This window comes from Mycobacterium sp. E342 (genome assembly GCF_001667665.1).
In the GTDB taxonomy this organism is placed as follows: Bacteria; Actinomycetota; Actinomycetes; order Mycobacteriales; family Mycobacteriaceae; genus Mycobacterium.
In genome coordinates this window covers 1-23,438 of sequence record NZ_LZJM01000162.1, presented here as the reverse complement: position 1 = coordinate 23,438, position 23,438 = coordinate 1, and the positions used below count along the sequence as shown (strand labels likewise).

Below are 23,438 nucleotides of genomic sequence, written 5' to 3'. Positions count from 1 at the left end.
TGTCGTAACGAGTGGTCTACTGCTACGACACGCCACGACGCCAGAACGTGACCGCCGACGACCTGAGGTCTGTGATACATCGCTTGAATCGCGGGACGTCGGGTGATCTTGCCGGCTTCGGTAGCGGCTGGGCGGCGCGGGTCACTATGTCCATTCCTGCAGTAATCACTATTCTGCTTGTGAAACTCACCAAGGAGCACCGATGACCGCGACCGCAGTCCCCCTGGCTACCGCGAAGCCTGTCATCAGCGCCCTGCCGCCGTCCCGGGGTTTGCGGGTGATGTGGATCGTGGCGTTCGGTTCGCTGGTGCTGGGCTTCCCGCTCTACACGTACCTGGTGTTCCACGGCCATATGGACCGCGGGCTGATGGCCAACCTGCTAGCCACTCAAGCTACTGCCGCCTACTTCGTGGGAATCTTTGCGGCCTTTCTGCCGATCCGGTCGCTGCGGCGCTGGACCAGGTTCGAGCGCCTGCAGGGGGTCGTGCTGCCGTTCGTGATCTGCTCCTACGCCACCCATCTGACGTGGGAGTTGGGGTGGCTGATCCTGCACAAGCCGATCGCCGGCGCTCGTGAAAGCGCCTGGGCTTACCCGTGGTGGGCCTACATCGACGGTGGAGATCTGCGCTACCTCAACCCAAATCCCCATTTCTTGATGATCGAGGTGCTCTCGGTTATCAACGCCTGCGTCGGCGTCACGGGTCTGATCCTGCTCAAACGCTCGCAATTCACCGACTACCGGGGCACTTTGCTCGTCATGTCCACGGCCGTCACTCACACGGTGCTGACTTGGTACTACTACGGCAGCGAAATCATCGGCGGCATGCCGTCGGTGAACACCTCGAGTTTCTTCGACCTGGGCGTGAAGTTCATCATGCTCAACATGCCCTGGCTCATCGCGCCCTGGCTAGTGCTCGCCTGGGGATACCAAATGCTCAAACGTCAATTCGCAGCCATTGGCCACTCGCCAGAAATGGTCAGCGGTACCACGGCCTGAGCACACTGGCCCGCCCAGCGCCGTCTCGGTTCCTCAGCCCCTTGACGGCAGCCCGAAACGGGCGGGTGCGTATCAGCCGACGGGATGAGGGTCTCTCATGCTGGGCTGCTCGACCCGGTGAGCTCGTGTACCCTCCGCTAGCCTGACATTGGGCTGCTACGAGTCCACGAGGGGAATCGATGAGCGGAACCGGCGAGACCACAATCGGGTTGACCGGGTTGCACGCCGTCGGGCGCGGTGTGGACCGCCCCGAACACGTCCTGGTGGCTAGCGATGGTCGGGTGTTCGCGTCCGATAAGGCCTCGGCGGTCGCAGAACTCATCGACGAGCACACCGTCCGGCACATGGGGCAGGCCGGCGGCGAGCCGAATGGGATCGCTCTGGACCGCGACGGCCACTTTCTGATCGCCAATTGGGGCTTGGGTGTACTGCAGGATCTCGACTCGGAGACGGGTGCGATCACGGCGGTGTTAAGAGAACAACTCGACGGACGCCCATTGCGATGGTTGAACTTCGTCCTAGTGGATTCCGTTGGGGCGTTGTGGTGTTCGGTGAGCACGACCGCGGACGACCTCATGGATACGATCGCGAACGGCACTGCCGATGGGTTCATTTTTCGAGTCGCACCAGACCGCCAATCGGCACAAGTGGCTGCCGACGCGGTGAACTTCCCGAATTGCATGGTGCTGGATCGCAGTGAGGAGTATTTGTACGTGGTCCGCACGCTGGCCGCTGACGTTGTGCGGTTTCCGATCGAAGGCGAAACGCTGGGGCCCGAAGAGCAATACGGCCCGCCGCTCGGGGGCCGGCGCCCCGACGAGTACGGCCCCGACGCCGGCCGCCTAATGGCCGACCCGGAAGTTGGCCGCCGGTGGGGGATGGCCGACGGATGCGCGTTCGACGCCGAGGGAAACCTCTGGGTCACACTGGTTCTCGCCAACAGGATCGTGGCGATCAGCCCGGACGGCCAAGCGGTAACCGTGCTCGACGACCCCGACGGCGCGCTATTGAAAAGCCCGACCAGCATCGCCTGGGGCGGTCACGACATGCGCGACATCTACATCGGTTCGATCACGACGCCATACGTGCTCAAGGGCAGAAGCTCGGTGCCCGGCCTCCCGCTAATCCACCAGCGCTAGCCTGACGGCCCGGGCCGCATGAAATCCGGCAGCGCCTGCTCGGGGTCGGCCGGGATCATCGACTCGCCCAGCCCCCATAGCTGGCGAATGGTGGCACCGCCGTCGACGACGAGGGTCTGACCGGTGATGCGCGCGGCCAGCTCCGAGGACAGGAACAACGCGGCGTTGGCGACGTCATGCGCGCGGGGTGCCGCCAGCGGATTGATTCCATTGACGGCATACTCACCAGGCGGCTGATCCTCGTTGCCTGAGCCGACATTGCCCGGCGCGACCGCGTTGGCGCGAATGCCATAGCGCCCCAGTTCATCTGCGAACGTCTTGACCAGCGAGATGACGCCCGCCTTGGCGGCGCCGTAGGCGGCGTGGTAGGTCGCCGAGGCGATACCGTCGACCGACGCGATCGCCACCAACGATCCGCCGCTGCCCTGGGCGATCATGTACCGTGCCGCGGCCTGAAAGAGGTAGAACACCTGGGTCAGGTTGTAATGAATTGCCGCGTCCCACAATTGGGGGGTGAAGTCCTCGACCTTCGACCAGGTCGCGCCACCGATGATGTCGACGCACACGTCGACCCCGCCCAGCGCCGCCTCGACGTCGTCGATCGCCCGGCCGACCTGCTCGGGGTCGGTCATGTCGGCGACGATCGGGACGGCGTGACCGCCCCGGCCGACAATCTCGCCGGCGATTTGCTCCGCGCGCTGCTCGTCGATGTCGATGCAGGCCACCGAGGCGCCGGCTTCGGCCAGGGCCAACGACGTGAACCAACCGTGGCCCGCGCGCTCGGGGATGTAGCCCGCACCCGACACCACCGCACGCTTGCCTGAGAGCCCCAAATCGATCACGCCGACCTCCTTCGCGGGCCGAACGCCGTTGATGGCCGACGGCCGTACTGGTGGAGTATCAAGGCGGCCTCGACCGCAGTCAACGACGACGCGCTGCGCCGAGTCACCGCGCAATCAGCACGCCGGCTGGTGTTCCTCGACTCCAGAGCTGCTCGCCTGAGACTGTTCCTCGCTAGCCTTGCCCCGGAACGGCCCCGCCACTTGCGAGCCCAAGTAGACGACCCCGCGGCCGACTGCCACGAACGCACGGCCCGTGACGGTCCCGACCGCTCCCAAAGTGGCGACGGCAGCATCCAACACGCTCGGAATATGGAAGTCCTCCCAGGCCTCGACCTGGTGCTGGCGCGCCTTAGCGAAGCGGTCGAGCTCGTCGCGCAGGGCGGCGCCCTGCTTGGCCAGCTCGCGCACCGCCCAGAATCGGAAGCCGTCGATGGCCGCCGTCTTCCCGAACCGGTCGAGGATCTCCTTCGCGCTCTGGTAGATGTCGAGGTCTTCGCGCAGGTGATGGTCGACGAGCCCGCGAGCCTCGTCGATCGCCCGCAGCAGCTGATCGGGTTCCGTCGCTTCGATGCGCGCGAGGTTGAGCCGCTGCCACTTGTGCAGCGCCTCCTCGGCGATCACCAGCAGGCTCAGGGTGTCGCCAAGCCGGTTGTCGTCGATGGCGTTTCGCAGCTTCCCGGCCCGCTGCTGCACGCCCAGGGTGTGATCGAACGACGCCAGGATGCGGCTCACGTGGTTGCGCAGCTGCTCGACCGCGACGTTCAGCGCCGGCCCCAGCGCGGCGACCGAATCCCAGTACGCATCCGGCAGCGACCCGTACTTCTCCAGCGACTCGACCATCCGCGAGACCGTCAGGCTGTTGCCCAGGACGTCGCCGGCGCGTTGCGCCCGCGCGACTTCGAGCACCGCCTCGACCTTGTCCTCCACCCGCCGGACGGCGTCTTCGACCTCGGCGACCGCGGACTTCAACGCGACCTGCACCGCGATCATCTGCGCGGACATCATCGCCTCGGCGCCCAGCATCGCCGGTTGCCACTGCAGCGCGGCCAGGAGGTCCCCGGCATCGACGCCCGTCGCCAGCCGGAAGAAGCCCTCGCCGAGGGGAACCAGGTTGCCTTCCTTCAGGGCCTCGACGGTGTCGCGGTGCAGCTGCACGTACTTGCCGGTGTCGGCCAGCAGGGCGGCCACCCCGACGAACCCGCTGGCCAGCGACGCGGTGTCGATCCCGGCGACCCGCATCCCCTGCCCGGCGATGGATCGCAGCCGCGTTAGGTAAGACTCGACGGCGGCGGGGTCGCCGCCCAGCAGCAGGGCCTCGTCGTGCAGCGCGACCACGACCTCGTCGGCATCGGTCCCGGCCGACACGTCGAACACGTCGGTCGTGCTCACGGCACCCCCTGATCCTTTGGCCAAGCAAAGCGGCCAACAGTTAACAGGAATTTGTCGGCTAGCAAATCGGGACGTTACACCCCCGTGCGGGGCACACCGTTTCCCTTTGCCGTGTGTTCGGCAGGAATTCACCGACGCCGGGGGCCGGCCTGCAGCGGCGGCAGCGAGCAAACCCTAGACCGCGCCGGATAACCCGGCCTGCCAGGGTCGAGCCACCCGTAACCTTCAGGTGTGCCCGCGCGTAAGACCCCCCGACTGACGGTCGAGGACTGGCTGCAGGCGGGCTATGCGCTGCTCGCCGAGCAGGGGGTGCGCGCGCTGAAGATCGAGCGCCTCTGCCAGCAGGCCGGCGTCACCCGCGGCAGCTTCTACTGGCACTTCGACGACATGGACAGCTACCGCGCCGCGCTGGTCGACTCGTGGAACACGTTCCTGGAACAGGACCGGCAATCGCTGGCCGAGCTCGACGCGCTGCCGCCGCGCGAGCGCCTGTCCGCCATGATGGCGGCGCTGACCAGCCCGGGGCATTGGACGCTGGAACGCGCGATGCGCGAATGGGCCCGCACCGACCCGGCCGCCGCCGCCAACGTCCGCGCAGCCGACCGTCGGCTGCTGCGCGCCGTGACGAAGGCGTACGGCGACTACGGCTTCAGCCCCGATGACGCCAGGCTGCGCGCCCAGCTGACCTTCGCCGCCGGCATCGGGCTGCTGCACCTGGCCGACTCGGCCCAGCAGGCGCAAAAGGCCGCCCAGCGGGAACGATTCCTCGAGCTGATGCTCAAGGACTAGACCATCGCGATCGGGGAGATCTTGGCGCCAATCGCCAACGCCCCGGCCAACTCTCGGCTCACGTCGTAGTCGAACACCACATGCCCGGACGCGATGTCCACGTCGCGCTTGAAGCGCTGCATCGGGTTCGACAGGAACTGCGCGCTGGCGCCGGAGGCCTCCACTAGGTCGGCGATGATCACCTTGCTCTCGTGCACCGTGTGTGCGGCCGCCAGCCGCGCCTCAGCCCGCACCGCCCGGCTCACCCGCTTGCCGCGGACCACCAGGTCCTCGATCCCGCCGGCGGTCTCGTCGACCAGCGCCCGCAACGCGCGCAGGCGCACGCGCGCGCTCGCCAGCCGGATCTGGGCGGCGGGCTGATCCTTCTGTGCCGCACCGCTGTACGCCAGGACGCGACCGCCCAACCGCTCGGCGAACAACTCGGTGACCCGTTCGGCGGCGCCGAGCACCGGCATCGACGCCACCAGCGCCAGGGCGGGCACCATCGGCCACCGATACGTCGGGGCGTCATGGGCCCGCGCGCCCGGCGCCGTCCCGGAGTAGATGTCGGCCACCGACACCATGTGGTGTTCCGGGACGAGCACGTCGGTGACGACGATGTCGAGGGAGCCGGTGCCGCGCATGCCCGCGGTGTGCCAGGTGTCGACGACCTCGACCTGGTCGGCGGGCACCAGCACCAGCGCGGGGTCGATGCGGTCCGGCCGCTCAATGAGCGCCCCGACCATCACCCAGTCGGCGTCCATCGCGCCGGTGGCCCACGACCACCGGCCGGTGAGGCGCACCCCGCCGTCGGCCGGGGTGCCGCGCCCGGTGGGGGCGAGGGGAGCGGGCGCCAGCACCGGTCCCGAGGCGAACACCTCCTCCTGGGCCCGCATGTCGAACAGCGAGAGCATCCAGTTGTGCAGGGCGTAGAACCCCAGGGTCCAGGCGCTGGACGCGCACCCGTGCGCCATGCGCCGAATCGGTTGCAGCAGTTCGGGAAACGATGCCTGGATCCCGCCGAACCGGGCCGGGAGCAACAGCCGGAACAGCTCGGTCCGGCGGAATTCGTCGACCGTCGCCGCGGGCAGCCGGCGCAGCCGCTCGGCCTCGTCGGCGCGCTCGGCCAGCCGGGCGACGAAGTCGTCGGTGATTCCGCGCAGCTGCCGGTCGTCGACCACGGACATGGCGCCGACCGTACCATACCTTTTTGTACGGTAACGACGTCGCTTCCGCGGGGGTCACTTCTTCCGCATCTCGCGCGCGTCGTACACCGTGAAGTAACAGAGCAGCCGCTCTGTTAACATGGCGGCGTGCCGCGACCCCGGGTTCACGACCAGGACCAGATCCTGGATGCCGTCGAACGGCTGGCCGTGCAGGCCGGGCCCGCCGCGGTCACGATCAGGGCCGTCAGCGACGCGACCGGTGTGTCCAACGGCGCGCTGTACCACACGTTCGGCTCGCGGGCGGGACTGGTCGGGCGGGCGTGGCTGCGGGCCGGGCACCGATTCCTTTGCGCGCAGGCCGAATTGATCGACGCCGCGCCGCAGGGGGACGCCGTGGCCGCGGTGGTGGCCGCGGCCGAGGCGCCGGCGGTATTCGCCCAAGACCATCCGGCATCGTCGCGGCTGCTGCTGACGGTGCGCCGCGACGAACTGCTGGGCCCGGACACGCCGCCCGACCTCGCGGCGCAGCTGCGTGACCTGGACCGGCTGCTGGTGGAATCGATGATCCGGCTGGCCCGCCTGCTGTGGGACCGCAAGGACGCGGCGGCCGTCGACGTCGTCACGATGTGCATCGTCGACCTGCCGACGGCGATCCTCTTGCACTGCAACCGGATCAAGGACACCGATGCGCGTGAGCGATTGCGCGCCGCGGTCATAGCCGTGCTGGACGCCGGGGAGCCCCGGCGCAAAACCACAGAAAAGGACGGGACATGACACCGACACTCAGCTGGGACGACACGATCGCGGTGCTGCACCTCGGCGACGACGAGAATCGGTTCTCCCCGGAGTTTCTCGGCGCGATCAACGAACAACTCGACGACATCGAGAAGTCCGGCGCGCACGGGCTGGTCACCACCGCGGGCGGCAAGTTCTACACCAACGGGCTGGATCTGGACTGGCTGGGCGCGCACGCCGACCAGACAAAGGACTACGTCGCGCGGGTGCAGGCGCTGCTGGCCCGCGTCCTCGCCTTTCCCATGCCCACCGCCGCAGCGATCACCGGGCACGCCTTCGGCGCCGGCGCCATGCTGGCCATGGCCCACGACGTTCGGGTGATGCGCGCCGACCGGGGCTTCTTCTGCTTCCCCGAGGTCGACATCCGCATCCCGTTCACCGACGGCATGGCCGCGCTGATCCAGGCCAAGCTCACGCCGCGCGCCGCGGTGGCGTCGATGACGACCGGGCGGCGCTTCGGTGGGGAAGAGGCGGCCGGACTCGGCATCGTCGACGCGACCGCCGCCGAGGGCGAGGTGACCGAAGCGGCGGCCGGCCTGCTGCGCCCGCTGGGCGCCAAGGACCCCGGCACGCTCGGCGCGATCAAGCAGACGATGTTCCGCGCCGCGACGCGGGCGCTGACCGACGTCTGAGGAGTCGGCCGATTGTTACCATCGCGCGGTGAGTGACCGCGCCGGCCCGGGACCCATTTCGCGCCGCGACCTGCTGAGATTCGCGCCGGCGCTGCTCGGTGCCGGCGCGCTGATCGGTGCACCCCACGCCCACGCCGGCCCGGCCGGGGCGGCCGTCTTCCTCGACCCGGGGCACAACGCCGTCAACGACGCCTCGATCAACCAGCAGGTCCCCAACGGCCGGGGCGGGACCAAGGCCTGCCAGACCTCCGGCACGGCCACGGGCGACGGCTACCCCGAGCACGCGTTCACCTGGGCCGTCGTGACCCTGATCAGCGAGTCGCTCAACCAGATGGGCGTGCGCACCCAACTCTCCCGCGGCGACGACAGCTCTGTCGGCCCGTGCGTGGACCAACGCGCGGCGGCCGCCAACGCGATGCGCCCGGACGCGATCGTGAGCATCCACGCCGATGGCGGACCGGCGTCCGGCAGCGGATTCCACGTGAACTACTCCAGCCCGCCGTTGAACGACGTCCAGGCCGGCCCGGCCGTCCAGCTGGCCACCACCATGCGGGATGCGCTGTCGCAGGCCGGTTTCCAGCCCGCGAACTACATCGGGTCGGGCGGCCTCTACGGCCGCAACGACCTGGCGGGGCTGAACCTGGCCCAGTACCCGGTCGTCCTCGTCGAACTCGGCAACATGAAGAACACCGAGGACGCCGCGCGCATGCAGAGCCCCGACGGCCGGGCGAAGTACGCCGCCGCGGTCACCCAGGGAATTGTCGCCTTTCTGAACGCCAAAGGCGCCCAGTAGCTGAGCGGTCGCTCAGCCGGTGAAACCGCGGACCGGCGACGCGCCGGGCCCGCTGGTGCCCGCATCCAGGTGGCTGGAGGCGAAGGCGACGCCTTTGTCGATCATGGCGCCGTCGTCGGCGTAGGTGTTGTGGGCGGCGAAGTTCATGCCGTCGGAGCAGACCGGGTCTTCGGTGGCGCAGACCTTGATGGTCTTGTCCTGATACGCCGGGCCGATGACCACCGGCGGCTCGCCGAGGAAGTTCATGGCGCGCACGTTGGGCATACCGAACAGCACGACCGAGGAGACGTGACTGGCCACCGAGGGGTCCAGCGGCTTGGGCACGGTGTTGGGGTCGACGCCGTCGGGCACCGAGGGCGAGGTCACGAAGCCCATCACGGCCGCGCCCTGGGAGTAGCCGCCGAGCACCATTCTGGTGTTGGGGCAGTCGTGGGCCATCGAATTGACATGATTCGCGGCGTCTCTGATGCCGTCGACGCCGGTGTCCCATTGGTCGCTGGCGGGGTAGTTGACCGGGTACACGTCGAAGGACTTGGCTCCCATGCGCGAGTGCAGGGCGTCGACGAAGGCTTGTCCGGTGGGGCCGACGCCGGGGGCTTCGCCGGTGCCGCGGGCGAAGACCACCTGCACGTCGGGGCACTGGGCGGCGGCGGTGGGCAGGGCGGAACCGACGAGGGCCGACGCGCCGAGGCCGGACGCCGCGGCGACTGCAGGAGCCAGGGAACGGATGAAGTGACGTGCGATCATGCCGCGACTAGTGCCCATACGGACCCCTCCCAAACTGTCAATATGGCGAACAATTCGTCATTGTTTCCTGTATACCTAGGCGCCGCAACATGCGTCGGAGGAGCGCCGCGTGTCGTCGCACCGATATGACGCCCAGCCGAAGGGCCCGGGGGAAACGCCATGTAGCGAAACTGCCCCGGGCCGCCGTTTGGTGTCGATCTCCGAGGGTAGCCGGTCCGGCGACCACGCTGACGACACGGACGGGTGATGACATGGCTACGGGTGAAACAGGTTTCGATGACGTGACTTTCGACCTCCTCTCCGTGCAGTACCACTCGCTAAAGGCGGGATACGACTACGGCCAGTACGTGCGCGACGCGAAAGACGCTGGCATGGACGACGTCGCATCGTTCTTCGGCGAGGTGATGGCGCAAGACGCCGAGCGTGCGTGGCGATGCCACGAGTTCCTGGGCCGCCTGCAGGCGGCGGCCTCGGCCCGGGCCGGCCGCGCGCAAAGAGCGCCGGCAACGCCGCGTCCCGCAAATCAGCCTGTCTGGCAGCAGCTTTTGGTGTCGGCAAGGTCACATGCCGGCAAACACGCCCGCGTCGTAGGGCACAGCGCTATTAGAATTCCGTAAGATTAGTGAAAGTTCTTTGTGTGTAAGCGCTGAGCAAGAGCAAGTGAACACGGAGCGGGATGTGAACACGGACCTTTTCGACGCCGTCATCGTCGGTGCAGGCTTTGGGGGCATCGGCGCCGCGATCCAGCTCAAGCGCCTCGGGTACGACAACATCGTCATCGTGGAGCGCGAGGACGACCTGGGCGGTACCTGGCACGTCAACCACTACCCGGGGATCGCCGTCGACATCCCGTCGACCACCTACTCCTACTGGTTCGAGCCCAACCCGGGCTGGTCGCGGCTGTTCGCGCCGGGCGGTGAGGTCAAGAAGTACGCCGCAGACGTCGCCGACAAGTACGACGTGCGCCGCAAGATGCGGTTCAACACCACGGTGGAAGGCGCCCAGTGGGACGAGGACGCCGCGGCGTGGCGGGTGGCGCTGGCCGGCGGGGAAACCCTGACGTCCCGTTTCCTGATCACCGCCACGGGTTTCCTGTCCCAGCCCCGCATGCCGGACATCCCCGGCGTCTCCAGCTTCCGGGGCAAGGTGGTCCACACCACCGCGTGGGACCACGACTACAGCTATCAGGGCCGGCGCATCGCGGTGATCGGGACCGGGGCGTCGGCGGTGCAGGTCATTCCGGAGCTGGCCAGGCAGGCCGGCGAGCTGACCGTCTACCAGCGCACCGCGACCCACGTGCTGCCGAAGTTTGACTTCGGGTTCTCCCCGGGGGTGCGGCGGCTGTTCGCCCGGGTGCCGGCGGCCCAGCGTGCGCTGCGGTGGGTGACCGACATTCTGCTCGAGATCATCATGGTGGTCGGGGCGCTGCACTTCAAAGAGTCCCGCGGTCGGGGCAACATTTCCGCCTCCGACCTGGCCAAGATCAACCGGTTCCGGTGGATCCGCGACAAAGAACTGCGCGCCAGGTTGACGCCGGACTATGACCTCGGCTGCAAGCGGCCGACCTTTTCCAACACCTTTTACCGCGCGTTCACCCAGCCCAACGTGCACCTGGAGACCGCCGGGATCGAGCGGATCGAGCCGGACGGCGTCGTCACCGTCGACGGGCGTAAGACGGTGGTCGACACCCTGGTCCTGGCGACCGGTTTCGACCTGTGGGAGGCCAACTTCCCGGCCATCGAGGTGGTCGGCCGCAAGGGCCGCAACCTCGGAAAGTGGTGGCGGGAGACCCGGTTCCAGGCCTACCAGGGCGTCACCATGCCGTACTTCCCCAATTACTTCAGCCTGGCCAGCCCGTTCGCCTTCTCCGGCCTGTCCTTCTTCCACACCATCGAGTACCAGATGCGGCACATGGACCGGCTGCTCGGCGAGGTCAAGCGCCGCGGCGCGACGACCTTCGAGGTGACCGAGGAGGCCAACGACCGGTTCATGGAGCGGATGACCGAACGGCTGGACAACACGGTGTTCTACTCCGGCAACTGCGCCACGTCGCGGTCGTACTACTTCAGCCCCAGCGGGGAGGCGTCGCTGCTGCGGCCGACGTCGACGTTGAACTCGGTGCGGGAAGCCGCGACGTTCCCGCTCAGCGACTACGTGATCGCGTAACGCCACACCCGCCACACCCGCCACACCAGCCCCTGGCCGGGGCGGCCGGCTGTTTGCCCGCCTCTGAGCGACAACGGCAGTTGTGCGCCCGCGCGGCGGGTAGGGGCCCGCCTGCACGCGCCCTGCACGCGCCCTGGGTTGCCCAGGCTGCCCCCGGATTGTCGCTGAGAGGCGGGCAAAGGCGATGCCGCCCGTTCCAGTGACGCGTGTGGCTGATGGGACGCCGGCGATTCGGTGAATCACCCCCGCGGCGTTTGCGCGCGCCGCAGCGGGGTAATCGGGCCTGAAGCAGATACGCGGACTTCCGTCCGTTACCGATGCGAAAGTCGATGTGGCCCAATGGAAACACTGTGTCGGGGATGCGCTTGCCTGGCGATCACCTTCGCCTTCGTGCTGGGTGACATCGACGCGCCCGCGCATTCGGTAGCCGACTCGACCACACAGCAGCTGCTACCCCTGCACACCCAGGAAGGAACACATTGACCATCGCCTCGGGGGCCAGCCAGCCCAACACGTTGTCGGCCCTCTTGCGGCTGCTGGGCGTCGAGAACGCCTCCGCCTACCAGCACCGTCCGGCGCTGGCCCGGTGGTTCGAGCACAACACGCCGAGCGCGGGCCTGCGAGTCAGCCTGCGCGCCAACGGCTATGGGGTGATGTTCCTGTCGTCGCTGCGTCCGATGCGCTCGACGGTTTCCGGGCTTCGAGCCACCGCCTAGGACCCGGCCGGCCAATCGGCCAGCGTGTCCAGATACAGGCCGCGCACCTCGGCGATGCGATCGGTCAACGTGTCCAGGGTCCAGTCGTCGACCGGGATCGGCGGGAGCACCGCGACGTCCACCGTGCCGGGGTGAATCTCCATCGAATCCCGCGACGCGATGATCTCCGCGTTGCGGATCACGATCGGCACGATCGGAATTCCCGCCGCCATCGCGATGCGGAACGCCCCCTTCTTGAACGGCCCCACCCCGGTGGTGTCCAGCGCGGTGCCCTCCGGGGCGATCAGGATGGACAGCCCCGCCTTGGCGCGCTCCTCGACCTGGTGCAGGGTTTCCACCGCCGCGGTGGTGTCGTCGCGGTCGAGGAATACCCCGTCGTTCAGCTTCAGCAGCGTGCCGATGATCGGGTCGCTCGCCAGTTCCTTCTTGGCGATCTTGATCCAGTTGTCGCGCATCAGCGCGGCGGCCACGAACGGGTCGACCCGGTTGCGGTGGTTGTAGAGGAAGACGGCCGGGCGCTGCGCCGTCAGGTTGTGTGTGCCAACGACATTGATGCGGATGCCGTTGGTCGCCAGCAGCGCGTGGGGCCAGGTGGAGGTGAAGAAGTTGAGCCCGCGGCGCCGGCTCCCGCTCAGCAGCCCAAGCCCCAGCGCACCGGCGGCGAGCGGGACGGCCAACCCGAACCCCGCGACCAGCGACGCCTGCCTGCGGAGGCCGGCGATCGGCCCGCCGGGACGTGGGGCGTGCGCGGCTCCGGGGTCCGCTATCGGCCCGCCGGGATCGGCTAGTTCACCCCCGGCGGTCATCGCCGTGGCGCGCGGGGCAGCTGCCGCCCGGTGCGCATCGCGCGCAGCTTGTCGCGGGCCTTCGACGACGTGAAGTGCAGGTTCTCGGGATCGTAGAAGAACCGCATCGTCCGGAACGGGAAGTACAGCAGCAGCAGCGTGGTGATCGCGGTGTAGCCCGCGGGACTCCTGACGCCGTGCAGGTCGGTCGTGCGGGTATAGCGCGTGACGTACCGGTAGAACTCGCGCGGTGAGGATTCCACTCGGCGTGCCGACATGGCGACCACCATGCCCGGCTCGTACGCGATCTCGAACTCGTTCTTGAACAAGGTCAGCGCGAGATCCACGTCCTCGTGCAGGCGGTCTTCGAGGTCCAGCTGCGTCAGATGGCGGACCGACTTCCACGCCTGGGCGCGAATAGCCATGTTGGCGCCGATGAGGAACCGCTCGTTCTTCGCGTACTTGTGCACCTTGCCGCGCAGGGTGGCGTCGGTCCAGAACAGGAACCGCCGCAGCGGCATGTCGTGAAACCCGATGGGTCCGCTCGCCGCGTCAACGTCGGGATCCTCGAACCGGCGGCGAATCGTCTCGACCCAGTCCCTGGCGATCACGGAATCGGCGTCGGTCCGGGCGATGATGTCGCTGCGCGCGTGATCGAAGCCGTGGTTGCGCGTCGGGGCGATGCCCTGATGCTCGTTCTGCTCGATCAGCTGGATGTCGATGTGCGGGTTCTCGGCTTGATACCGGCGCACGATGGCGGCGGTGGCGTCCGTCGACTTGTTGTCGACGACGATTATCTCCTCGGGTGCAGAGGTCTGGTCGAGGCACGATGCCAGGCATTTGCCGATATAACGTTCCTCGTTATAGGCCGGAATGACGATCGCGACGGACGGCTGTTGGGGCATTACTCAGAGACCAATCTGCGAAGGCGCAGAAACGGAAACTGGCATTGGCCCCGACCCTGCACCGGTGGAACATACGCACCGAATTGCCCGCTGCAGGGAATTCGGTGCGCCCATTGATTCGGACCCTAAGGCAATCGCGGCCCAGTCTGCCTCCGAATATCGCGTGTTTTCTCGAAACCTTAACCCCGCAAGGGCACCTTGTTCAACACGTGTCTACGTTGAACACATGAGAGAGCAGTGTAGTGCCGGTCGTGACATTCCGCTCGACTTCGGCGACCATGCCCAACGGCACTCGCTCGGCAGCGCGGTGCGCGAAAACGCCCGTCGCGCAGGCGGACTGGCAACTTTGGGCAGGCTAACCTGTGCCGTCCGCCGGGCCGACGCGGCGCCGGTCACCCGCCGGACGGGGCGCCCGCGGCTGTTGCGGCAGGTCGCCGGAGACCAAGAAGACTGCAATTGTTCGATTTGCGAGTCCTCATCGCCCGTCGTAGCGTACGTTTACCCGCGGAACACACCAACACCAAAGTGGACGTCCGTGCTAAGCGTCGTGCGCGTTACGAGAAACCTCGGAGCAAAGGGCAATAATTGAAATCCGAGTGACCAACAATCGCACGGCCACCGCACATCCGGAAAAGCCATTCATCGCACGCGCCATCCGCCGATTTTCGGTCCCCATCATCATCGGGTGGCTGGCAATCGCGGTCCTGGTGACCCTCGGCGTCCCATCGCTGGAAAAAGTCGGACAAGAACATTCGGTGTCGATGACGCCCGACGAAGCGCCGTCGATCCAGGCGATGAAGCGGATGGGCAAGGTTTTCGTCGAATCCGATTCCGACAACGCGGCGATGATTGTCCTCGAGGGCGACCAACCGCTCGGCGACGACGCGCACACGTTCTATGCCGCCCTGATCCGCAGGCTGAAAGACGATCCGCGGCACGTCCAGCACATCCAGGATTTCTGGGGCGATCCGCTCACCGCCGCGGGCGCGCAAAGCGCCGACGGCAAGGCCACCTACGTCCAACTCGACCTCGCCGGTAACCAGGGCGAGGCCCTGGCGGCGGAATCGATCGAGGCGGTTCGGGGCATCGTCGCGCGAACGCCCCCGCCCGCCGGGCTCAAGGTCTATCTGACCGGGCCCTCGGTGCTGATCGCGGACATGCACGCCAGCGGCGACAAGTCGTTGGTGTTGATCACGGCGACGACGGTCCTGGTGATCTTCGTCGTGTTGCTCGCCGTGTACCGCTCGATCGTCACCGTCGTGCTGCTGCTGCTCTTGGTCGGCGTCGAGTTCGTCGCCGCGCGCGGAACGGTCGCGTTGCTCGGGGACCTGGGGGTCGTCGGGCTTTCCACCTTCGCCATCAACCTGCTCACCTCGCTGAGCCTGGCGGCCGGAACGGACTACGGGATCTTCTTGCTCGGCCGGTACCAAGAGGCCCGCCAGGCCGGCGAGGACCGGGAGACGGCCTACTACACCACCTACCGCGGGGTCGCCCACGTCATCCTGGGCTCCGGCCTGACGATCGCGGGCGCGACGTACTGCCTGAGCTTCACCCGGTTGCCCTATTTCCAGTCCCTCGGCATCCCCTGCGCGGCGGGCATGCTCGTCGCCGTGGCGGCGGCGCTCACCTTGGGGCCGGCGGTGCTCACCGTCGGCAGTCGCTACGGCCTCTTCGACCCCAAGCGGATGATCAAGGTTCGCGGCTGGCGACGGATGGGCACGGTGGTCACCCGCTGGCCCGCGCCCGTTCTGGTGGCGACGGGTGGTGTGGCCCTCGTCGGGCTGCTCGCGTTGCCGGGGTACAAGACCAGCTACAACGACCGGCAATACGTTCCCGGTGACCTGCCGGCCAATGCCGGCTACGCCGCGGCGGACCGCCACTTCTCCCAGGCGCGGATGAAGCCCGAACTCTTGTTGGTCGAGGCGGATCACGACCTGCGCGACCCGGCAGACATGTTGGTACTGAACAAGTTAGCCAAAGGCGTGCTCGCCGTGCCGGGTGTTTCCCGGGTGCAGGCGATAACCCGGCCGGACGGGACCACGCTGCCGCACACCACGTTGCCGTTCCTGATCGGCGCGCAAAACGCCGTCCTGGCCGAGAACAGCGCCTTCCAACAGCAACGGATGGACGACCTACTCAGGCAGGCCGACGAGCTGGCGACGATGATCGCCATCATGCAGCGCATGCATGGCCTGATGTCGCAGCTGGTCGCCACCACGCACCACCTGACCGGCGAAACCCACGACGTGCAAGCGATCACCGCCGAATTGCGCGACCGGATCTCGGATTTCGAGGACTTCTGGCGGCCGGTGCGCGGCTACTTCTACTGGGAACGGCACTGTTACGACGTCCCCGTCTGCTGGTCGCTGCGATCGATCTTCGACGCGATCGACGGTGTCGACGAAATCAACGACAAGCTCGGCGATTTGGTCACCGACCTCGACAAGATCGACGTGCTCATGCCCCAGCTGATCGCGCAGATACCCCCGATGATCGACGCCATGGCAAGCATGCGGACCATGATGCTGACGATGCACAGCACGATGTCCGGGGTGCTCGGCCAGCTGGACGAGAACGGCAAGAACCCCGGCGCCATGGGCCAGGCCTTCGACGCGTCCAAGAACGACGATTCGTTCTATCTGCCACCGGACGTCTTCGGCAACCGAGACTTCAAGCGCGGCATGGAGATGTTCTTGTCGCCCGACGGCAAGGCCGCGCGCCTGTTCATCCTGCACCGCGGGGACCCGGCGACACCCGAGGGTTTCGCCCGGGTCGAGGCCATCAAGACCGCGGCCGAGGAGGCGCTGAAGACCACCCCGCTGGAAAACGCACGAATCTCCCTGGGCGGCACCGCGGCGGTGTTCAAGGACATCTCCGACGGCGCCACCTACGACCTGATGATCGCGGCGATCTCGTCGCTCTGCCTCATCTTCATCATCATGCTGGTGATCACCCGCAGCCTGGCCGCGGCCGTGGTGATCGTGGGGACGGTCGCGCTGTCGCTGGGCGCCTCGTTCGGGCTCTCAGTGTTGTTGTGGCAGCACCTCATTCGGATGGAGCTGCACTGGTTGGTGCTGGCGATGTCGGTGATCATCCTGCTGGCGGTGGGGTCCGACTACAACCTGCTCCTGGTGGCCCGGTTCAAGCAGGAGATCGGCGCCGGGCTGAACACCGGGATCATCCGGGCGGTCGGCGGTACCGGCAAGGTGGTGACGAACGCGGGCCTGGTGTTCGCCTTCACCATGGCCTCCATGGCGGTCAGCGAGCTTCGGGTGCTCGGCCAGGTGGGCACGACGATCGGGCTGGGCCTGCTGTTCGACACCCTGGTGGTGCGCGCGTTCATGACCCCGTCCATCGCCGCGCTGCTGGGCCGCTGGTTTTGGTGGCCGCTGACGGTGCGGCCGCGCCCCGCCAGCGCCATGCTCCGGCCGACGGGGCCCCGCCCGGCGGTGCGGGCCCTGCTGGGCGACTAACTAGATCAGCTGGGCGAGCGCGGTGACGACGATGAGGGCCAGCACGGCCACGCCGATGACGTGCACCTGGCGCCGGGGTGTGAGTCGCTGCGGGAGGGGCCGCTGCTGCAGGGTGTGCTGGCGGCGCACGGCGATCAGGAACGTTCCCAACGCCACGGCGCCGGCGAGCCCGGCGGGGACCAGGTCCGCCGGGCGGACGGAGCCGTGCAGGTTCCTGATCATCAGCAGTGCGCCGTTGGCCAGGAACGCGAACGACGTCCGAGTCCAGGCCAGCATCGTCCGCTCGGCCGGGTCCCTACCGTCCGCCGTCGAGTCGCTCAACGGATGACCGCCTTCGCGATCACCAATGCGAGCGCGATGAGCCCCACCACAGTCAGGCCCACCGCCAGGTAGGTCGGCGAGGGATGCCGTGGCAGCGGGGTCCCGTGGCGCATGGCGCGATCCGCCTGCTGCCAACGCAGCAACCCCATCCCGCTGGTGAGAATGGCCAGCAGCGCAAGCCCCCCACCGAGCACACGGCGCGCGCCCGGCACCCCCAACTCCGGGACCAACTGCACGAGCGCCACCGCCGCGGCGAGCAACCCCAGCGCCGTGCGCTGCCAGGCCAGAAACGTCCGCTCGTTGGCGAAGGTGAACCGGTAGTCGGGCTCGTGCTCTTCGGCGCTGTCGGTGTCGGCCACGAGGCACATCGTTGCATGATGAACGCTGTGGTCAAGGCGCTGCTCTTCGACGTGCAAGGCACGGCGACGGACTTTCACTCGACGGTGTGCGAGGAGGCGCGGCGGATCGCCGCCGGGCGTTACCCGGAAGCCGACTGGCCCGACGTGGTACGGCGTTGGCGCGCAGGCTACTTCACGACACTGGACATCGCGGAGCACCACGGCACCGCGTGGGTGTCGGTGCGCGCGGTGTATCGGCGGGCACTCGACGCGGTTCTGGACGAGCGCGGCATCGCCCTCTCCGGCGCCGAACGCGACGAGTTGACCGTGGCCTGGCAGCGGCTCAACCCCTGGCCCGACGCGGTGCCCGGGCTGACCCGGCTTCGAACCGCCTACACCCTGGCCACCCTGTCGAACGCCGACGTGTCGGCGGTCGTCAGCATCTGCAAACGGGCGGGGTTGCCCTTCGATGCGATCTTCGCCGCCGAGATGGCCGGGGCGTTCAAACCCGACCCGGCGGTGTATCGGATGGCCGCGACGTATCTCGGTCTGGACGCCGGCGAGATCATGATGGTCGCCAGCCACAAGTACGACATTCGCGCCGCGGCCGGGCTCGGGTTCCGGACCGCCTTCGTCGCGCGCCCGCTGGAGTTCGGTGCCGACGGCGAGGCCGACGTGACCTATTCCGACGAGTTCGACGTCAACGCGTCCGACTTCCTCGATCTCGCAGCCCAACTCGGCTGCTGAGCAGTTCAGGCAGTCGCGAAGGTCGGCGGGACGGTATTGGTCAGCGCCGGGTCCGGCTTCTCCGACGACATCGACAGGAAGCCGCGCGCGCAGCGCGCGGCCAGCAGCCAGTTGGCCGGCTTCCTCATGTCCAGCCCGCCCAGCAGCTGCTTGATCATGGTCAGCGTGTCGAAGTAGATGCGTTCGCACACAAGCGTTTCGGTGTGGTCGAAGACGAAGTAGGCGGTCATGCGGACCCGGAACCGGCTGCCGGTGGGCGGGACCTTGCCCAGGTAACCCAGATGGGTGCCCATCAGCCAGAACTCGACGATCACCGCGTCGGCGCTGTGCCGCAGCGCGATGATCTCGTGGTCCTGGTCGGGAAACGCGGTGCGGGTGTAGGCGTAGTAGTCGCGCACCGCCCGATCTCCGTCGTGGACGATCATCTGCGGGATCAGCTCGTAGCGCGGATGCGGGAAGGTCGACAACACGTCGTCCCAATCCTGGCGGACCTCGTCGTGAAAATGGTCGAGCACGAGCTTCTGGCGGGCGGCAAGTACGTCCGCGGAGGGGAACGCGGGAATCGTCATGCGCGCTACCCCCGGGGCGGGGTCCAGGCGACCGGCAGCGCCTTGATGCCGTGGATGAACTGCGAGAGCAGCCGGGCGGGCTCCTCGACGGCGACGATGTCGGGTATCTCGCGGCGCAATTCGTCGAAGATCACCCGGATCTCGCGGCGGGCAAGGTTGGCGCCGAGGCAGAAATGCGCTCCGCCGCCACCGAAACCGAAGTGCGGGTTGGGGGTTCGCGCCAGGTCGAAGAGCCAGGGATTGGCGAACGTCGACTCGTCGCGGTTGGCCGAGTTGTACCACAACACGGCCTTGTCGCCCTCGGACATCTTGGTGCCGCTCAGCTTGAAGTCGCGGGTCAGCGTCCGCCGCATGTAGACCACCGGCGAGGCCCATCGCACGATCTCCTCGACCGCCGTGGGCGCCAGCCGGTCGAAGTTGGCCCACCACTTGTCCCGCTCGTCGGGGTAGCGCGACAGGGCCAGCACGCCGTGGCTGATCGCGTTGCGCGTCGTCTCGTTGCCCGCCACCACCAGCAGGATGAAGAAGGACGCGATCTCCGCCGACGACAGCCGTTCGCCGTCGACCTCGGCTTCGACCAGGCTGGTGGTCAGGTCGTCGTGGTGATTGACGCGGCGGTCCTCCGCCAGCGCGGAGGCGTAGGCGCCGATGTCCATCGAGATCTTGAGGAATTCGTCGAAGTCGGTGGTCAGGTCGGGGTCGCCGAACCCGAGAATCACGTTGGTCCAGTGGAAGATTCGCTGATGGTCTTCCTCGGGGATCCCCATCATGTCGCAGATGATCTGCAGTGGCAGCGGGCCGGCGAGCTCGGTGACCAGGTCGGCTTCCCCGTTGGGATGGTTGGCGATCAGCGACGCCACCAGCCGGCGGGCCCGCTCGCGCACCGACGCCTCGATGCGCGCCACCACCTTCGGGGTGAACGCCCGGCTGACGATCGAGCGCAGCCGTTGGTGCCGCGGGTCGTCGAGCACGATCATCGAGCCGAAGTATTCGGCGATCTCCGGCGCGTTGTCGTTGACCGTGATGTTGGGGCTGGAGCTGAAGATCTCCGGGTGGCGGCTGGCGAAGTGGACGTCGTCGTGCCGGGTCAGCGACCAGTACCCGTCGCCGGCCACGAATCCCTCCATCTCGATCGCGGGCCAGAACGAGATGGGCGCCTCGCGGCGCAACGTGGTGAAGGCGCCGTCGCGGAAGTCGTCGTCGAGGCCCCAGAAGTCCAGCGAGTCCAGGTGGATGTCGGAGAGGGGGACCTCGGGCGGCGGAGCCCCGTTCGTTCGCGTCGCGATGCCCGTCTTCAGACTCACCGAGAACCTCCTGCGAAACCGTTAGTGGGCACAGACCGTCCTGCCGCCCGCCGACTGCGCGTCGGCGACCACGTTGCCGTCGAGCAGGATCCGGCAGCGCAAGGGGCCGGCGCCCTGCGCGCTGATCACGAACACCTGCCCGCCGAAGGAGGTGAACTCCGTCGACCACGGCAGCGGCACGTTGACCTGGTGCAGCTGACCGGCGTCGGTCTGGTACGAGATGTACTGCGCGACCGGGCCGCCGGTCACCTCGTAGCGGGCCTGCGGCATCTGGGGGATGGCATGGGCCACGCCGGGGACCGTCGCGGCCCAGCCGGCTCCGACGGCGAACAGGATCCTCAGGCCACGCCGATGCTTCGTCATGATTTGCATCGTGTCACCACATGCGGTGCTACGGAAGCTTTCCGCCCAGACGAAGCGGCGCCGCTCTAATGTGAGTCCCACGGGGGCTGGCACGGGAAGGTGAGTATGTCGGAACACGGCGCAAAACGTGTGGTGGTTTGGGGCACCGGCTTCGTCGGCAAGATGGTGATCGCCGAGATCGTCAAGCATCCGCTGTTCGATTTGGTGGGTGTGGGCGTCAGCAACCCCGACAAGGTGGGGCGCGACGTCGGCGACATCTGCGGGCTGCCCGAGCCGGTCGGCATCGTCGCCACCGACGACGTCGACGCGCTGATCGCGCTGAAGCCCGACGCGCTGGTGCACTACGGCCCGACGGCGATGCACGCCCAGGACAACATCGCGCTGATCACCCGTTTCCTGCGGGCGGGGATCGACGTCTGCTCGACGGCGATGACCCCGTGGGTGTGGCCGACCATGCACCTCAACCCGCCGCAGTGGATCACGCCCATCACCGAGGCGTGCGAGCTGGGCCAGTCGTCCTGCTTCACCACCGGCATCGACCCCGGATTCGCCAACGACCTGTTTCCCATGACGCTGATGGGCCTGTGCTCGGAGGTGCGCCGGGTGCGCGCCTCCGAACTGCTCGACTACACCAACTACGAGGGCGATTACGAAGTCGAGATGGGCATCGGCCGCGAGCCCGAATACCGCCCGCTGCTGGAAGACTCCAACATGCTGATCTTCGCGTGGGGCGCCACCGTGCCGATGATCGCCCACGCGGCCGGCATCATGCTCGACGAGATCACCACCACCTGGGACAAGTGGGTGACGCCGACCGAGCGCAACACCGTCAAGGGTGTGATCAAGCCCGGGCACGTCGCCGCGGTCCGGTTCACCATCAACGGGATCTACAAGGGCGAGACCAGGATTCAGCTCGAGCATGTGAACCGCATCGGCGTCGACGCCGCCCCCGACTGGCCCTCCGGGCACGACAACGACGTCTACCGGGTGGAGATCGAGGGCACGCCGAGCGTGTTCCAGGAGACCGCTTTCCGGTTCACCGACGGGTCGGGCCGCGACGCGGCCACGGCCGGCTGCCTGGCGACCGGGATGCGGGCCCTCAACGCCGTGCCCGCCGTCAACGACCTGCGGCCGGGCTGGGTCACGCCGCTCGACCTGCCGCTGATCGCCGGCGCCGGCAACATCCGCTGACCGGCCGGCGCACAGCCGGTACCTAGGTTTCCCTGAGACGCGGTACAGGTTCCGGCGGCACAATAACGGCTAGCCTGGGATGCGAGTTGCTGAAGTTGGGGTTGGGGCATATGGCCAATGGAGCTGGGACCGCGCTGGGGCTGTCGATCGGTAACACCAACCTGGCGGCGGTGGCCGCCGGCCGGGTCGTCACCCGCAAGCCCGTCCTGACGCTCTACCCCGACCGCGCGCCGGAGGTGGGCGTGCCCGCGGAAAACCCGCGGCTCGACCAGCCCGGGCTGGTGATGACCGGATTCGTGCAGCGGGTCACCGACCCGCGGGGAATGGTGGCGGCCGACGGCTCGATGCACCGCGGCGAGCAACTGATCGCCGACGCGATGCGCGCGCTGGCCTACGCCCTCACCGGCGGTCGGCCCCTGCCCGACAGCGTCGCCGTGACCTATCCCGCCCACTGGGCCTCCGAAGCGGTCGACGCCGTGGGCACCGCGCTGAGCTCGGTCGCCGAATGGTCCCAGCGCGCGCGGCCGCTGCTGCTGATCCCCGACGCCGCGGCCACCCTGCTCGCCGTGCGGACCGGCCCCGGCATACCGCGCAGGGGGACCGTGGCGGTGTGCGACTTCGGCGGCACCGGCACCAGCGTCACGTTCATGCGCGCCGACGGCGACTATCAGGCGCTGGCCCCGACCGTGCGGCTGAACGACTTCTCCGGTGACCTGATCGACCAGGCGCTGCTGAGCGCCGTCATCTCCAACATGCCCACCACCGCCTCCTTCGACCCGGCGGGCACCGTGGCGATCGGCTCACTGAGCCGGCTGCGGACCGCATGCCGAGGCGCCAAAGAAGAGCTGTCGTCCAGCACGGCGACCACCCTGAGCGACGGGCTGACGGGGGAAGTCCGGGTCACCCGCGCCGAGCTCGACGAGGCGACCCGCACGCCGCTGGACCGGTTCGTGGCGGTGCTGGAAAACACGTTGGCCCGCAACGGGATCCATGACCTGGCGGCGGTCGTCACGGCGGGCGGCGGGGCGAACATCCCCGCGCTCACCACCACGCTGTCGCAGTACTTTCGCGTCCCGGTCATCACCACGCCGCGCCCACACCTGACGGCCGCCACCGGCGCCGCGCTGCGGGCGGCGCACGGTCCCGGCGAGGTGTCCGCGGCGGCGACGGCGGCTTCGGTGTCGGCTTCGGCGCCCGCCGCGCCCGTCACGGCGACCGCGCCGGTGATCGCCGCCGACGGAGCGGCCTGCGCCGTCGCGGTCGCCTCCGGCGGACGGGTTCCCCGGACGCCG

The 23,438-nt window shown here is 68.0% G+C and carries 23 protein-coding genes and 2 pseudogenes; 14 read left to right on the top strand and 11 right to left on the bottom strand.

Going from position 1 to position 23,438, the window contains the following annotated elements; all coding sequences use genetic code 11:
• Positions 1 to 202: 202 nt before the first annotated feature.
• Together A5692_RS11585 and A5692_RS11580 are read left to right on the top strand one after the other, a co-directional pair.
• Positions 203 to 997, top strand: a complete 795-nt coding sequence (locus A5692_RS11585) for a hypothetical protein (RefSeq protein ID WP_068055993.1) — start codon at positions 203 to 205, stop codon at positions 995 to 997.
• A 179-nt stretch (positions 998 to 1,176) separates the two neighbouring features.
• Positions 1,177 to 2,136 carry an SMP-30/gluconolactonase/LRE family protein gene (locus A5692_RS11580; protein ID WP_068055989.1) on the top strand — a complete coding sequence of 320 codons (960 nt, stop codon included), beginning with the start codon at positions 1,177 to 1,179 and terminating at the stop codon, positions 2,134 to 2,136.
• Here A5692_RS11580 and A5692_RS11575 read toward each other — a convergent pair.
• Together A5692_RS11575 and A5692_RS11570 are read right to left on the bottom strand one after the other, a co-directional pair.
• A complete protein-coding gene (locus A5692_RS11575) occupies positions 2,133 to 2,978 on the bottom strand; it encodes an SDR family NAD(P)-dependent oxidoreductase (RefSeq protein WP_068055986.1) in 846 nt (281 codons plus the stop codon). The two genes, A5692_RS11580 and A5692_RS11575, sit on opposite strands and share 4 nt — an antisense overlap.
• Positions 2,979 to 3,092: 114 nt before the next feature.
• The gene (locus A5692_RS11570; protein ID WP_231984296.1) at positions 3,093 to 4,367 is read right to left on the bottom strand and encodes a hypothetical protein; all 1,275 of its coding nucleotides are present in this window, start codon (positions 4,365 to 4,367) and stop codon (positions 3,093 to 3,095) included.
• A gap of 231 nt (positions 4,368 to 4,598) precedes the next feature.
• Here A5692_RS11570 and A5692_RS11565 point away from each other — a divergent pair, with 231 nt between their 5' ends.
• A complete protein-coding gene (locus A5692_RS11565) occupies positions 4,599 to 5,156 on the top strand; it encodes a TetR/AcrR family transcriptional regulator (protein ID WP_068055983.1) in 558 nt (185 codons plus the stop codon).
• Here the strand turns inward: A5692_RS11565 and A5692_RS11560 are convergent.
• Positions 5,153 to 6,322 (bottom strand): acyl-CoA dehydrogenase, encoded by a 1,170-nt coding sequence (locus A5692_RS11560; protein WP_068055980.1) that lies wholly within the window; start codon positions 6,320 to 6,322, stop codon positions 5,153 to 5,155. The genes A5692_RS11565 and A5692_RS11560 overlap by 4 nt on opposite strands.
• A 126-nt stretch (positions 6,323 to 6,448) precedes the next feature.
• Between A5692_RS11560 and A5692_RS11555 the strand changes: the two genes are divergently transcribed.
• From A5692_RS11555 to A5692_RS11545, 3 genes are read left to right on the top strand one after another with little or no spacing between them, the layout of a single operon-like run.
• Positions 6,449 to 7,075: a TetR/AcrR family transcriptional regulator gene (locus A5692_RS11555; RefSeq protein WP_068055977.1), complete on the top strand. Its 627-nt coding sequence runs from the start codon at positions 6,449 to 6,451 to the stop codon at positions 7,073 to 7,075.
• Complete coding sequence (locus A5692_RS11550; RefSeq protein WP_068055974.1) at positions 7,072 to 7,728, top strand: enoyl-CoA hydratase-related protein; 657 nt, start codon at positions 7,072 to 7,074, stop codon at positions 7,726 to 7,728. Before A5692_RS11555 ends, A5692_RS11550 begins: the two co-directional genes overlap by 4 nt.
• A 55-nt stretch (positions 7,729 to 7,783) precedes the next feature.
• Positions 7,784 to 8,521: an Rv3717 family N-acetylmuramoyl-L-alanine amidase gene (locus A5692_RS11545; RefSeq protein WP_197514430.1), complete on the top strand. Its 738-nt coding sequence runs from the start codon at positions 7,784 to 7,786 to the stop codon at positions 8,519 to 8,521.
• A 12-nt stretch (positions 8,522 to 8,533) separates the two neighbouring features.
• Here the strand turns inward: A5692_RS11545 and A5692_RS11540 are convergent, their stop codons facing one another.
• Positions 8,534 to 9,286 carry a cutinase family protein gene (locus A5692_RS11540; protein ID WP_068055968.1) on the bottom strand — a complete coding sequence of 251 codons (753 nt, stop codon included), beginning with the start codon at positions 9,284 to 9,286 and terminating at the stop codon, positions 8,534 to 8,536.
• A 233-nt stretch (positions 9,287 to 9,519) separates the two neighbouring features.
• Here A5692_RS11540 and A5692_RS11535 point away from each other — a divergent pair.
• The 4 genes and pseudogenes from A5692_RS11535 to A5692_RS11525 form a co-directional block, all read left to right on the top strand.
• Positions 9,520 to 9,760, top strand: a pseudogene (locus A5692_RS11535) (acyl carrier protein); the annotation flags it as partial.
• A gap of 186 nt (positions 9,761 to 9,946) precedes the next feature.
• Positions 9,947 to 11,434 (top strand): NAD(P)/FAD-dependent oxidoreductase, encoded by a 1,488-nt coding sequence (locus A5692_RS11530; RefSeq protein ID WP_068056066.1) that lies wholly within the window; start codon positions 9,947 to 9,949, stop codon positions 11,432 to 11,434.
• Positions 11,435 to 11,773: 339 nt separating this feature from the next.
• Positions 11,774 to 11,917 carry a hypothetical protein gene (locus A5692_RS29035; protein ID WP_156766036.1) on the top strand — a complete coding sequence of 48 codons (144 nt, stop codon included), beginning with the start codon at positions 11,774 to 11,776 and terminating at the stop codon, positions 11,915 to 11,917.
• Positions 11,914 to 12,150 carry a hypothetical protein gene (locus tag A5692_RS11525; protein ID WP_068093751.1) on the top strand — a complete coding sequence of 79 codons (237 nt, stop codon included), beginning with the start codon at positions 11,914 to 11,916 and terminating at the stop codon, positions 12,148 to 12,150. Before A5692_RS29035 ends, A5692_RS11525 begins: the two co-directional genes overlap by 4 nt.
• On the opposite strand, the pseudogene A5692_RS11520 reads toward A5692_RS11525, so the two are convergent.
• Together A5692_RS11520 and A5692_RS11515 are read right to left on the bottom strand one after the other, a co-directional pair.
• A pseudogene (locus A5692_RS11520) lies at positions 12,147 to 12,902 on the bottom strand (lysophospholipid acyltransferase family protein); the annotation flags it as partial. The gene A5692_RS11525 and the pseudogene A5692_RS11520 sit on opposite strands and share 4 nt — an antisense overlap.
• Before the next feature lie 50 nt (positions 12,903 to 12,952).
• On the bottom strand, positions 12,953 to 13,840 hold the full coding sequence (locus tag A5692_RS11515; RefSeq protein ID WP_068055965.1) for a glycosyltransferase family 2 protein: 888 nt from the start codon (positions 13,838 to 13,840) through the stop codon (positions 12,953 to 12,955).
• Positions 13,841 to 14,436: 596 nt separating this feature from the next.
• Here A5692_RS11515 and A5692_RS11510 point away from each other — a divergent pair.
• Complete coding sequence (locus A5692_RS11510; RefSeq protein ID WP_068055963.1) at positions 14,437 to 17,313, top strand: RND family transporter; 2,877 nt, start codon at positions 14,437 to 14,439, stop codon at positions 17,311 to 17,313.
• Here A5692_RS11510 and A5692_RS11505 read toward each other — a convergent pair whose 3' ends face one another.
• On the bottom strand, positions 17,314 to 17,589 hold the full coding sequence (locus tag A5692_RS11505) for a DUF202 domain-containing protein (protein ID WP_068056063.1): 276 nt from the start codon (positions 17,587 to 17,589) through the stop codon (positions 17,314 to 17,316).
• A gap of 41 nt (positions 17,590 to 17,630) precedes the next feature.
• The gene (locus A5692_RS11500; protein ID WP_068055960.1) at positions 17,631 to 18,002 is read right to left on the bottom strand and encodes a YidH family protein; all 372 of its coding nucleotides are present in this window, start codon (positions 18,000 to 18,002) and stop codon (positions 17,631 to 17,633) included.
• 6 nt (positions 18,003 to 18,008) lie between these two features.
• Between A5692_RS11500 and A5692_RS11495 the strand changes: the two genes are divergently transcribed.
• Positions 18,009 to 18,719, top strand: coding sequence for a haloacid dehalogenase type II (locus tag A5692_RS11495; RefSeq protein WP_082962601.1), 711 nt, complete (start codon positions 18,009 to 18,011; stop codon positions 18,717 to 18,719).
• Positions 18,720 to 18,724: 5 nt separating this feature from the next.
• Here the strand turns inward: A5692_RS11495 and A5692_RS11490 are convergent, their stop codons facing one another.
• The 3 genes from A5692_RS11490 to A5692_RS11480 are packed head-to-tail and all read right to left on the bottom strand — an operon-like array spanning position 18,725 to position 20,955.
• Entirely contained in the window at positions 18,725 to 19,288 is a 564-nt protein-coding gene (locus A5692_RS11490) for an ester cyclase (protein WP_068055957.1), read from the bottom strand.
• Positions 19,289 to 19,293: 5 nt separating this feature from the next.
• Positions 19,294 to 20,592 carry a cytochrome P450 gene (locus A5692_RS11485; RefSeq protein WP_068055954.1) on the bottom strand — a complete coding sequence of 433 codons (1,299 nt, stop codon included), beginning with the start codon at positions 20,590 to 20,592 and terminating at the stop codon, positions 19,294 to 19,296.
• 21 nt (positions 20,593 to 20,613) lie between these two features.
• Positions 20,614 to 20,955 carry an MmpS family transport accessory protein gene (locus A5692_RS11480; RefSeq protein ID WP_197514429.1) on the bottom strand — a complete coding sequence of 114 codons (342 nt, stop codon included), beginning with the start codon at positions 20,953 to 20,955 and terminating at the stop codon, positions 20,614 to 20,616.
• Between the two features lie 105 nt (positions 20,956 to 21,060).
• Here A5692_RS11480 and A5692_RS11475 point away from each other — a divergent pair, with 105 nt between their 5' ends.
• Positions 21,061 to 22,146: a dihydrodipicolinate reductase gene (locus tag A5692_RS11475; RefSeq protein WP_068055947.1), complete on the top strand. Its 1,086-nt coding sequence runs from the start codon at positions 21,061 to 21,063 to the stop codon at positions 22,144 to 22,146.
• 110 nt (positions 22,147 to 22,256) lie between these two features.
• Positions 22,257 to 23,438 (top strand): Hsp70 family protein (locus A5692_RS11470; protein WP_156766033.1); only part of this gene is annotated, 1,182 nt, incomplete at its 3' end.

What these genes read in the sequence shown, in the direction of transcription:
- A5692_RS11475 (WP_068055947.1), top strand. Translation starts at nt 21,061, where the DNA reads ATGTCGGAACACGGCGCAAAACGTGTGGTGGTTTGGGGCACCGGCTTC.
- A5692_RS11550 (WP_068055974.1), top strand. Translation starts at nt 7,072, where the DNA reads ATGACACCGACACTCAGCTGGGACGACACGATCGCGGTGCTGCACCTC.
- A5692_RS11500 (WP_068055960.1), bottom strand. Translation starts at nt 18,002, where the DNA reads ATGTGCCTCGTGGCCGACACCGACAGCGCCGAAGAGCACGAGCCCGAC.
- A5692_RS11480 (WP_197514429.1), bottom strand. Translation starts at nt 20,955, where the DNA reads ATGACGAAGCATCGGCGTGGCCTGAGGATCCTGTTCGCCGTCGGAGCC.
- A5692_RS11515 (WP_068055965.1), bottom strand. Translation starts at nt 13,840, where the DNA reads ATGCCCCAACAGCCGTCCGTCGCGATCGTCATTCCGGCCTATAACGAG.
- A5692_RS11490 (WP_068055957.1), bottom strand. Translation starts at nt 19,288, where the DNA reads ATGACGATTCCCGCGTTCCCCTCCGCGGACGTACTTGCCGCCCGCCAG.
- A5692_RS11585 (WP_068055993.1), top strand. Translation starts at nt 203, where the DNA reads ATGACCGCGACCGCAGTCCCCCTGGCTACCGCGAAGCCTGTCATCAGC.
- A5692_RS11560 (WP_068055980.1), bottom strand. Translation starts at nt 6,322, where the DNA reads ATGTCCGTGGTCGACGACCGGCAGCTGCGCGGAATCACCGACGACTTC.
- A5692_RS11540 (WP_068055968.1), bottom strand. Translation starts at nt 9,286, where the DNA reads ATGGGCACTAGTCGCGGCATGATCGCACGTCACTTCATCCGTTCCCTG.
- A5692_RS11495 (WP_082962601.1), top strand. Translation starts at nt 18,009, where the DNA reads ATGATGAACGCTGTGGTCAAGGCGCTGCTCTTCGACGTGCAAGGCACG.
- A5692_RS11580 (WP_068055989.1), top strand. Translation starts at nt 1,177, where the DNA reads ATGAGCGGAACCGGCGAGACCACAATCGGGTTGACCGGGTTGCACGCC.
- A5692_RS29035 (WP_156766036.1), top strand. Translation starts at nt 11,774, where the DNA reads ATGGAAACACTGTGTCGGGGATGCGCTTGCCTGGCGATCACCTTCGCC.
- A5692_RS11505 (WP_068056063.1), bottom strand. Translation starts at nt 17,589, where the DNA reads ATGCTGGCCTGGACTCGGACGTCGTTCGCGTTCCTGGCCAACGGCGCA.